Source organism: Okeania sp. SIO3I5 (assembly GCF_010672085.1).
In the GTDB taxonomy this organism is placed as follows: domain Bacteria; phylum Cyanobacteriota; class Cyanobacteriia; order Cyanobacteriales; family Microcoleaceae; genus Trichodesmium.
Map to the genome: position 1 here is coordinate 1 of NZ_JAAHHT010000367.1, position 6,416 is coordinate 6,416.

General features: G+C 36.9%; 9 protein-coding genes. 8 read left to right on the top strand and 1 reads right to left on the bottom strand.

Annotated features, from left to right (window positions below):
* From F6K40_RS37855 to F6K40_RS37885, 7 genes are all read left to right on the top strand, one after another.
* On the top strand, positions 1-876 hold an 876-nt coding region (locus F6K40_RS37855), incomplete at its 5' end, for a SidA/IucD/PvdA family monooxygenase (protein WP_293144730.1).
* 14 nt (positions 877-890) lie between these two features.
* Positions 891-1,640: a GTP-binding protein gene (locus F6K40_RS37860; protein WP_293144733.1), complete on the top strand. Its 750-nt coding sequence runs from the start codon at positions 891-893 to the stop codon at positions 1,638-1,640.
* A gap of 241 nt (positions 1,641-1,881) precedes the next feature.
* Positions 1,882-2,418 (top strand): hypothetical protein, encoded by a 537-nt coding sequence (locus tag F6K40_RS37865; protein WP_293144736.1) that lies wholly within the window; start codon positions 1,882-1,884, stop codon positions 2,416-2,418.
* Between the two features lie 31 nt (positions 2,419-2,449).
* Positions 2,450-3,034 carry an MCP four helix bundle domain-containing protein gene (locus F6K40_RS37870; protein WP_293144739.1) on the top strand — a complete coding sequence of 195 codons (585 nt, stop codon included), beginning with the start codon at positions 2,450-2,452 and terminating at the stop codon, positions 3,032-3,034.
* A 169-nt stretch (positions 3,035-3,203) separates the two neighbouring features.
* Positions 3,204-4,019 (top strand): metallophosphoesterase family protein, encoded by an 816-nt coding sequence (locus F6K40_RS37875; protein WP_293144742.1) that lies wholly within the window; start codon positions 3,204-3,206, stop codon positions 4,017-4,019.
* A gap of 570 nt (positions 4,020-4,589) precedes the next feature.
* Positions 4,590-5,312: a metallophosphoesterase family protein gene (locus tag F6K40_RS37880; protein ID WP_293144745.1), complete on the top strand. Its 723-nt coding sequence runs from the start codon at positions 4,590-4,592 to the stop codon at positions 5,310-5,312.
* A 272-nt stretch (positions 5,313-5,584) separates the two neighbouring features.
* The gene (locus F6K40_RS37885; protein ID WP_293144748.1) at positions 5,585-5,800 is read left to right on the top strand and encodes a helix-turn-helix domain-containing protein; all 216 of its coding nucleotides are present in this window, start codon (positions 5,585-5,587) and stop codon (positions 5,798-5,800) included.
* Positions 5,801-5,856: 56 nt separating this feature from the next.
* Here the strand turns inward: F6K40_RS37885 and F6K40_RS37890 are convergent, their stop codons facing one another.
* Entirely contained in the window at positions 5,857-6,012 is a 156-nt protein-coding gene (locus F6K40_RS37890; protein WP_293144751.1) for a hypothetical protein, read from the bottom strand.
* Here F6K40_RS37890 and F6K40_RS37895 point away from each other — a divergent pair.
* Positions 5,999-6,178 (top strand): hypothetical protein, encoded by a 180-nt coding sequence (locus F6K40_RS37895; RefSeq protein WP_293144754.1) that lies wholly within the window; start codon positions 5,999-6,001, stop codon positions 6,176-6,178. The genes F6K40_RS37890 and F6K40_RS37895 overlap by 14 nt on opposite strands.
* Positions 6,179-6,416: the final 238 nt, after the last annotated feature.

Sequence of the window (6,416 nt, forward strand, 5' to 3'; positions counted from 1 at the left end):
TTTAGTCGCTGGCAGTTAGAAGACAAAGTATACAAAGCATCAGTGACAAACATTGCTCCCATAACCTACCGAGGGAACCCTCAGTTTCGAGTCGAACTAGATGATGGCAACTCAACCATAGCTCGTCAAGTAGTCATAGCTAATGGTGGGGGAAAACCGCAACTTCCAGAATGGGCGAAAAAAATTTCCACCTCCGATCCAAACCAACGCCTTTGTCACTCCCACGAAGTAGACTTGCGAGGTTTGCGACTTAGAGGAGAAAAAGTGCTGATTATCGGTGGGGGATTAACTAGCGGTCACTTAGCAGTGGGAGCATTAACACGAGGCGCAAACGTAACCTTGATGGTCAGACGTCAGCTTAAAGAGAAATTATTTGATGCGGAACCGGGTTGGTTAGGTCCAAAATATTTAAAAGGTTTTAGCGCTGAAACTGACTGGCAAAAACGATGGCAGTTAATTCAACAAGCACGAGATGGCGGTTCGGTGACACCAGCAGTAATGACTCAGTTGCGCCGTTACCAACACCAAGACGAGTTATCTATTTTTGAGGAATGTCAGGTAGTAAGTGCTGAGTTTGTCGGCGATCGCTGGCAAGTAAAATGTGATGATGGAATGACGTGGGAGGGCGATCGTATCTGGTTGGCAACAGGTACAAAACTTGATGTCACACAACAACCTATCTTGAAAGAAGTCTTGCATACCCACCCAGTGAAAATAGTGAACGGGTTGCCAGTATTAGATGAATATTTGTGCTGGTCTGGTTGTAAACTATTTATTATGGGTGGGTTAGCTGCTTTGCAAGTAGGACCCGTCGCCAGAAACCTATCGGGAGCAAGGATGGCAAGTTCCCGTATTGTATCAGGATTGAAAAGTTGAGTTATGGAAGAAAGATGTCAAAACCTATAATCACTGTAGTAGCGGGTCCACCGGGAGTCGGCAAAACAAATTTTATTCGGGAACAAATCCCGAAAGATATTCCTGCTGTTTATTTCAGTCCCGGTACTGGCAATGTTCCCATTGACCACACTTACCTTGCTACGGATTTTCCCAATCTAAAAATTATTACTGATGCTCAAGAGTCACAACTCATAGAATATCTTGCTAATGGTACAGTTACTTTCATTGAATTAGGATTTTATTTAGAGCTAGATGCAATGTCATCACTGCTCGATAGGATTCCTAGCAATCGTATTGCTATTATCCCACCAGGAACAAAAGATAGCGAATGGCATCAGTGGGCGAACGAAACTGTAGAAGGATTTGCTATTGAGAGCAATATTAATAACTGTCAATTCTGGCGATCGCCCACCCAGGGGCAAGTCATCGATCCGGCAAGTTTAGATGTTTTTTGGTATGAAGAATTAACCGCTGGAGCTTATGGTGAAATTATTCGTGCTAAAGCAATTTTTGATATTGCTGACGGACGTGCTTTATACTTTGATTTTGTACTAGGAAAAGAGACTGAATATCAAGAATTAAATTTACCAAGATGGCTAAAAGGTAGACCAGAACGTTTTAGTGGAATTGAAGTTTTTGGTAATAACTTAAATCAAAAAGCTTTGGCAGAAACTTTACAAGATTGTTGTTTGCCCGATGCAGCAATTTTAGCTTATCAAGAACAAGTAAAAGAAACAGAATAATTAATAATTAATAATTAATAATTAATAATTATAGCGCTTTTCATTAACATAGAATACAGAGATTTTGACTTAAAGGCATTTATAAAAATTTTGTAGTCTACCTTTGTGAAAACCGCTATAATAATTAGCGGGCTTACCCATGAATGCTTGCTCAATGTTATAAAGTTGTTAAATGGTTAGGGGGAAACCCAAGAGCAATTAAATTATTAGTAATAATTATTGAGCCTCCAGAACAAATTGTATGAGTCAAAATTTAGACCCAGATTTTCCAAACAAAAGAATCTTTCCTGATTCTCAAACTTCTGAGAGTAGACCCATTCCTCTCCGCGAGACGAAAAATTCTGATTTAGAGCTGATAAATCAGGTTTTAGCAGAGAAAACTCGCCAAGCAGAAACAATTGAAGAAGTTGAAAAAATTGTCAAGCTTCTGCCTTATATAGACCAACTCAAGGAAAGTCAGCTCAAGCAAGACTTAGTTGCCATTCAAATTGAAGAATCTCAAAAACAAGCTAATTTTAATCGACAAATCGCATTAGGTAAAGAGTTAGCTAAAATCTTTGCTAGTCTGACTGGGGTAGGAGTCGGTTTATATTTAATGTCAAGCGCTCCTTTATTCGGCCCATTCTTGATAATTCTTGGACTTGCTAGTCCACTTCAATATTCACTAAGAGAGGTAGCAAATCTATGGGAAAGTATGATTAACTCTACAAAAAATACAGCATCAGATTTATTATCACCAGAGCAAACAGCCAACGAACAGCTAGATCATCTGGATTAACTTTCAAACTTATAAAGGAGGCAAAACTTATATGTCAGAATCCGCCAATGATGTCTTAGAAAAGTATAAGCTCGATAAGCGTTACAAATTTATTACAGCAATGGTTCTTTCGGGAATTTTGTTAATTTTTATTTTTCTTTTAGTATATGTCGCGATTCCTGTAGCTATACAACAGGTTTTGATAGCTATTGTTGGAATGATATTATTGGCAACATTAGATGCTTTCAAACGATGCTTAGAAGAACAAACTATGTATCAACCTTTCACTATTATTGACAATAGAAATATTGAAAATAACACAGTCTACAACACATCTTATGAAAGGCAAAATCTGGCAGAGGCAGCTTCTGAAATTCAGGAATTGCTAGATCAACTTTCTAAAACTTATCGGACCGAAACTCAGAAAGAGAAAATAGAATTAGCTGTGGAAGTTGCGGATGAAGTTAATCAAAATTCCACGCTAAAATCAAGAGTAATTACAGCCTTGAAAGCGGGAGGAAGAGAATCACTAAAACAGTCAATTAAAAGCCCTATTTCTAATATTATTGTCGCCGCTTTAGAAGCATTATTACTTGACTTTTCTCAAAGCACAGCAGACAATAATGAGCAAGATTAATCTTTAGTTTTATCCGATTAATGCTCAAGAGATTGGCTATCGCCTAATTTTTTAGAGATACCAAATGGGTTCTATAGAAAAACAGAAAGCAGAGAAAATTTTCTGTTTGGGAGATTTGGTCGCTAATAATTAATAGTTAATAATTAATAATAAAAGAGGAAAAATTAGTATGAAAATTGCAGTTATGTCTTGCATTCATGGCAACTACGAAGCTTTAAATGCTGTATTAATAGATCTAGAAAAACAGAAAGCAGAGAAAATTTTCTGTGTCGGAGATTTGGTCGGTTATGGTCCCCATCCTAACGCAGTTGTCGAGCAAATTCGCAGTTTAGATATTCCCACAGTTTTAGGTTGTTGGGATGACGATATTGTGGAGGGATTAAATTCTTGTGAATGTAGTTATCCTTCTTTATTAGCAGAAAAACGTGGTAAGTTAGCTCACGAATGGACCGATCGAGAAATTCATCCAGAAACGCGAGAATATTTAGCATCTTTACCTCATACTTTGAAAGAGGAAAATATGTGTTTTGTTCATGGTAGTCCTCATAGTAACCATGAATATTTATTGCCAGATTTAGATGGATTTTTAGCAGTTGAAAGAGTATTAAGTAGTGGTGCTGATGTGTTGTTTTGCGGTCATACTCATGTGCCTTATGTTCGGACTATTGATGCTGGTCAATTATTAGTTAAAGTTAATAGTTTGGGGAGGGAAAATTTAGAGTCAAAGAGTTGTATTGCTCCTCTGAAAAAAATTATTAATGTTGGTTCTGTAGGAGAACCTCGTCATGGCAGACCGAATGCTACTTATGTTATTTATGACAATGAAACAGGAGAAGTAAATATTCGAGAGATTCCTTATGATTATCAACTTACTTGTGAAGCTATAATTAATAAGGGGTTGCCAGAAATTTTTGCTTGGCGTTTAGCAAGGGGTTTAGAGTTTGCTGAAAAAGCTGACGATCCTACTCATATTTGTGAGAGATAAGTAAATAATTAATAATTAATAATGAATAATTAATAATTATTCAAGACTTACGTAGAACCATCTTATGTAGCGAATGGCATTCGCCCTCTAAAGATAGGGTATTTTCTGATAATTTACATAAGCACTAATTAATAATTATTCAAGACTTACGTAAAACCACCTTATGTAGTAGGGGCGAATGGCATTCGCCCTCTAAAGATAGGGTATTTTCTGATAATTTACATAAGCACTAATTAATAATTAAATAATTCTGGTTTAAAGCCTCTCTTTTTAAGGCAAAAAAAGCGGAAGTTTGCAGAGCATTCCGTTAGGATGGGATGGCGAAGTCTCCTTGCCATATCCAATTGACCAAGAGAAGAAATAATACAGCGGATTCCACTTTAGTCAGGTAAACCCAAGCGAGCAAGATGCTCGCACTGAAAAGATTTAATTATTAAATCTGTACTTCATATACTTGGAATCTGCTATATTTCCTTATATTCAATCAATAACGGTTTTAACCAGAAGTAACGATCAATTATTCATTATTCATTATCATTTTATCTAATCTAAAAAAAAGCAAAAAATTATATGAATTATTGGGCAATTTTAACTGGAATCCAAGGAAACATCACAGCTTATGAAGCGGTACTTGCTGATATTAAACAGCAGAAACATTCTGTGGAAGCTTTATATATTTTAGGAGATTTAGTCGGACTAAATATAGATTGCCAAAAATTAGTAGAGCGAGTACGTTATCCCAAAAAAAACGAACTTATACCCCAAGTTTGTACGGGATGGTGGGAAGAACAATGTTTGATTTTACATGGATTAACTACCACAACTGAACCAACAGAATTAATAGCAGAATATGGCATAGATACTGTGAAAACATTATGGGATAATGTGGATAGAGAAACAGTAGAATGGTTGAGAAATTTGCCTTTTGGTTTTTCTGAACTTGACTGTTTATTAATTCACGGCAGCACTCTGGGGGTAAGTGATAAATTGACTCCCGATACTCCACCGATACAAATGTTAGATAGATTAATGCGTTTTGGCGTTAATAATTTATTTTGTGGTAGGTCTGGTTTAGCTTTTAAATATCAGTTGGAAAATGGTTCGGTGAGTAGTGGAGTGACAAAGTTGGGAGCTGAAGTGGGTGCTATTGAGACAACATCATCTACTCAAACTTTGACGACACCCCGTCAGGTTATAGGAGTCGGTAATGTGGGAAGTTTTCCCGGAAATGCTACCTATACTCTTTATAATCCTAATACTAATGAAGTTTCTTTTAGAACTGTAAACTATTGAAAATGGCTAGCTTATTTAGTGGAAGAAAAGGTTGAATTTTTCACCATGCTATCAACTGTAGACGATATTAATTAGGGTTTGCTAAAAAAGTTTTTTGCTAGGGTAATTAACAGCTTTGCATAATCTATAGACATCTCCAAAAATAAAAATTAAAATCAATTATTGTCCATAAATTATCAATTCTCTCTTCCTATTCCCTGTTCCCTGTTCCCTCTTTTCTGGAGAGGTCTTATGCTATCTAGTATTATCTGTAATAATCTATCTTTGATTTTATGCTACTAGGATTCAAAACTGAGTTACACCCAACAAACCAGCAAAAAACTTTACTGGCAAAGCACGCTGGTGTAGCCCGTCATGCTTATAATTCGGGACTACTGACTTTAGTAGCAGATAAACGGGGTGTTATGGTGATTACTTTCTGGGGTCAGGTATTATTGACGGTTCATATACGCGAGAACAGTCTCTTCGATTTGTCTTATTGCTGTTAAGTAGACAGGCGATCGCTACAGTAGTTTTTTCTTTATTTCTTGCTTGGGGTGGACTTTTAATTAGCTAAAGGTCTAAGTCGAACATAGCCTTCCAGTAAAGGGGCATCGAGCGCCCAGATCGCGTAATTTTCTTTTCTTGCTGCAAGTAAGCGATCGGCTAAACTAGAGTTTGATGTGAAGGCAAAGAAGACAGTAATTGTGAAGCAAATCATCTATTCTGGGTTCTTAGCAATTTTAGGAATGATTGCCAGTGTTGACAGTGCGAGCGCACAAGTTCAATATCCTTCAGATACCTTTAAGATGTTTAAAGAAAAAAGAAAAAATAACTCCAAAGAGTGGCGAAAATTGAAAAGTGGAGTAGAAACCAAAGGAAAATGAAACAGATAAAAAAAACTTTTGGTCGTATTAACGACTTCCCCCTTGGCAATATTTTCTCTAGTTCCACCAAGTTTTGCTGACGCTCCGCAGCCCGGAGAATTTTTTTGCCAGATAATATCATGTCCGCTGGTATTGTTGGTGTAAACTCAAGGGTGAATTTTACCGGAAATTTAAGTTTTTTTTCTGGCTCTTAAGTATTCCTGCCAGTTAAATGTTCCCTCCTCCCTCCTCCCTCCTC

Excerpts from the sequence above, each read along its gene's own strand:
- F6K40_RS37860 (WP_293144733.1), top strand. The coding sequence starts at position 891 with ATGTCAAAACCTATAATCACTGTAGTAGCGGGTCCACCGGGAGTCGGC.
- F6K40_RS37865 (WP_293144736.1), top strand. The coding sequence starts at position 1,882 with ATGAGTCAAAATTTAGACCCAGATTTTCCAAACAAAAGAATCTTTCCT.
- F6K40_RS37870 (WP_293144739.1), top strand. The coding sequence starts at position 2,450 with ATGTCAGAATCCGCCAATGATGTCTTAGAAAAGTATAAGCTCGATAAG.
- F6K40_RS37875 (WP_293144742.1), top strand. The coding sequence starts at position 3,204 with ATGAAAATTGCAGTTATGTCTTGCATTCATGGCAACTACGAAGCTTTA.
- F6K40_RS37880 (WP_293144745.1), top strand. The coding sequence starts at position 4,590 with ATGAATTATTGGGCAATTTTAACTGGAATCCAAGGAAACATCACAGCT.
- F6K40_RS37885 (WP_293144748.1), top strand. The coding sequence starts at position 5,585 with ATGCTACTAGGATTCAAAACTGAGTTACACCCAACAAACCAGCAAAAA.
- F6K40_RS37890 (WP_293144751.1), bottom strand. The coding sequence starts at position 6,012 with ATGATTTGCTTCACAATTACTGTCTTCTTTGCCTTCACATCAAACTCT.